The sequence below is a fragment of the Methylobacterium symbioticum genome (assembly GCF_902141845.1).
In the GTDB taxonomy this organism is placed as follows: domain Bacteria; phylum Pseudomonadota; class Alphaproteobacteria; order Rhizobiales; family Beijerinckiaceae; genus Methylobacterium; species Methylobacterium symbioticum.
The window spans coordinates 1-3,244 of sequence record NZ_CABFPH010000206.1 but is presented as its reverse complement, the minus strand read 5'-3'; the positions used below and the strand labels follow the sequence as shown (position 1 = coordinate 3,244).

The 3,244-nt window shown below is 63.7% G+C and carries 1 protein-coding gene and 3 pseudogenes; 1 reads left to right on the top strand and 3 read right to left on the bottom strand.

The features are described from left to right. Positions 1-103: 103 nt before the first annotated feature. Positions 104-277, top strand: a pseudogene (locus MET9862_RS28725) (IS110 family transposase); the annotation flags it as partial. 269 nt (positions 278-546) lie between these two features. Here MET9862_RS28725 and MET9862_RS28720 read toward each other — a convergent pair. The 3 genes and pseudogenes from MET9862_RS28720 to MET9862_RS29875 form a co-directional block, all read right to left on the bottom strand. After that, a pseudogene (locus MET9862_RS28720) lies at positions 547-1,582 on the bottom strand (IS481 family transposase). A gap of 324 nt (positions 1,583-1,906) precedes the next feature. Continuing rightward, positions 1,907-2,936: pseudogene (locus MET9862_RS28715) on the bottom strand (IS110 family RNA-guided transposase). Positions 2,937-3,024: 88 nt separating this feature from the next. Then, positions 3,025-3,244: hypothetical protein (locus MET9862_RS29875; protein ID WP_210248139.1), on the bottom strand; the 220-nt coding region annotated here is incomplete at its 5' end.

The window sequence follows — 3,244 nt, the reverse complement described above, 5'->3', positions numbered from 1 at the left end:
TTGAAGTCCGCAAACTCCACCTTAGCCGCATGGCCCGATGGCCACCCCAATCCCCGCCAAAGCGGTCCTCGAATTTACACCTCGTCCGCGGACGCTACCCGTGATCGTGCGCCTGCGCAGCCATCTGCCGACGCTGGCCTACATGCAGCGGCGTCTGGCCGAGGGGCTGACGAAGCGCGAAATCATCCGCTGCCTGAAGCGGTTCGTCGCCCGCGAGATCTATGCCCATCTCTGCGGCGGCCTGCGAGCTTCCGAACCGCTCGCAAACACCGCTTGACGATTATAGGAGCATCAACGCCAAGGCCGAGACGGTGATCGGCCTGTTCAAGACCGAGGTGATCCACCAGCGTGGACCCTGGCGCTCGTTCGAAGCCGTCGAGTTTGCCACCCTCGAATGGGTGGATTGGTTCATGTCTGGATGCCCCCTGTTGCGCAAGAGGGTCTCAGTGGTCCTGACGGGGGATCGGGTGCGGTCATGTGTAGTAGCTGGTACTCGATCTGACAGTCGATGTCCGGAGATGGTCGGTCTCGACTGCCTGACGGTGATCAGGCCGCGATCATCTTCTCCTGGGCCAGTGGCACGGCGTCAAGGAAGGTCTGCATCGGTGTCTTGCCGAAGCACCAGCGGCCCTGATGCGACCGCTCCTCGTTGTAGCTTTGGATCCATGCATCCAGGTCCGCCTGCAGCTCGGCCAGCGAGCCGTAGATCTTTTTGCGGAAGGTGACACGGTAGAACTCGTTCAGCACCGTCTTGTGGAAGCGCTCGACGATGCCGTTCGTCTGTGGGTTCTTGGTCTTGGTCCGGGAATGATCCACATCCTCGACCGCGAGGTAGAGCTCGTACTCGTGGTGCTCGGGGTTGCCGCAATATTCGGTCCCGCGGTCGGTCAACACGCGGCACAGCTTCACTTCCTGAGCGTCGAAGAACGGCACCACGCGGTCGTTGAGCAGGTCGGCCGCCGTGAGAGCCGTCTTACGGTCGTAGAGCTTGGCGAAGGCCACCTTGGCGTAGGTGTCGATGAAGGTCTGCTGGTAGATCCGTCCGACCCCCTTCATCGTGCCGACTGAGACACGTGTCCTGCGCTCCGCAGTAGCCCGGGCATTCGCTCTCGAACTCGCCGTGCGTCTCCTTCTCGGCCTTGGCCTTCTCCAGCGCCGCGAGCTGGCCCTCGGTCAGCACTAGCCCTTCCTGCGCGACCTTGGCCTCCAGTGCCTTCAGCCGCTTCTTCATGGTCTCCAGGTCGTGGCGCTGCCAGACGCCGCGCACGCCCGCCGGTGAGATCGAATGCCCGCGCCTGCGAACCTCGTTGGCTACGCGGATTTGCCCATAGGCCGGCTGCTCCAGGGCGATCTCCACGATCAGCGCCTCGACCTCGGGCGCGGTGCGGTTGGCCAGGAGTGGCTTGCGCCGGCTCAGCTCCTGCAGCGCCACCTCGCCGCCCGTGTCGTAGAGCTCCCGGAATCGATAGAAGCTGTCGCGCGAGTAGCCCATCATCTTACAGGCTTGGCTGACGTTGCCGAGCTGCTTGGCCAGCTCCAGCAGGCCCACCTTGCCGCGGATGACCTTCTGTTCCCTTGTCATGGTCGGTGTCCTCGAAAACGCCGAGGCCGGGCGCTGCGCACCCCGACCACTCCGCGCCCGGCCTCGGCTCTCACCTCAGCTCAATGACACCGCCTGTCAGATCAAGTCCTGACTACTGCAGGTCATGTCTCAGGCCTCGTGTTGCGGCCATGTCCATGCCGCGGGCCAGTATGGAGATGCGCGGATCAGGTGCAGATCAACACAAGCGAGCTCGTAGCTCGGCAACCAATCTTGCTTTTCCTGATCCCGATCTGACCGATCGTTCCGTCCTTACCTCTCTTCGACCTTCCCACGCACCGATGCCGGGACGCCTTGATCGTGCGATCAAACCGCGGCCAGCACCGGAACCTGGAAGTTCTCGTTCTTCGTCAGCATCGCCCAGGCCGCGCGTGCCATCTTGTTGGCCAGCGCGATGGCGACGACCAGACGCGGCTTGCGCACCAGCATCCTGGCCAGCCAGGAGCCGACCGGTGCGCCCTTGCGGATCGACCACCGGACAACTGTCATCGCGCCGATGATCAGAAGACGCCGGATGTCGCGCTGGCCCATCTTGGATACGCGACCCAGGACCGGCTTTCCGCCCGAAGAGAACTGCCGCGGCACGAGGCCAAGCCACGCAGCAAAATCACGCCCGCGCTTGAACGTCTCCATCGGCGGCGCGAACGTCTCGATCGCCATTGCGGTGACCGGTCCGATTCCGGGCATCGTCATGAGGCGTGACGTCACGCCGGTTCGCTTGGCCTCCTGGGAGACCCGCTTCTCCAAATCCGAAATCCGGGTGTCGAGGTCCTGGATCTGGTTGAGATAGAGGCGGCTCAGATCGACGACCATCGGATCGAGCGATGTCGCAACATCGTCGATCGCCAGGGCGAGCTGGTGCACGTTGGTCGTCCCCTGAGGTGCAACGACACCGTGCTCGGCAAGATGGCCGCGCAGCGCGTTGATCAGCTGGGTTCGCTGGCGCACCAGAAGGTCACGTGTTCGGAAGATCATCGCACGAGCCTGCTGGCTCTCGCTCTTGACCGCGACGAAGCGCATCGTTGGGCGCGCGGCAGCTTCGGCAATGGCCTCGGCGTCGGCCGCATCGTTCTTCTGGCGTTTGATGAACGGCTTGACGTAGGCGGGCGGGATCAGGCGGACCTCGTGACCCAGTTTGCGGATCGCGCGTCCCCACTCGTGCGCCGAGGCGCAGGCCTCCATGGCGACGATACAGGGCGGCAGCTGAGCAAAGAACGTAAGAACCTGTGCGGCGCGACAGCTTCTTGCGCAGGATGACGCTGCCGTCGGCGCGAGCGCCATGAACTTGGAAGACACGCTTGGCCAGGTCGAGGCCGACGATTGCGATCGGATCCATGCTGGGCACTCCGGCAGATAATGAGCCCCCCGATGGAGCTTACCGGCTGCGGCCGGGTGGGGGCATCCAGTCCATCAACCACCGCCGGCTACTCGAACCCATCGGCAACGTCCCTCCCGCCGAGGCCGAAGCGCGCTATTATGCCCAGGCCGAGGCCCAGTCCTTGGCCGCCTGACCCAAACCAAACGGCCTCCGGGAAACCCGGGGCGTGTGTGGATGCCCCCTGTTTGGCAAGCATGATCTTTGAGATTTCGGCGGGGTCTTCGATCGGACGTGTGTCAGGCCTCACAATGTGGCCTTCGATGACG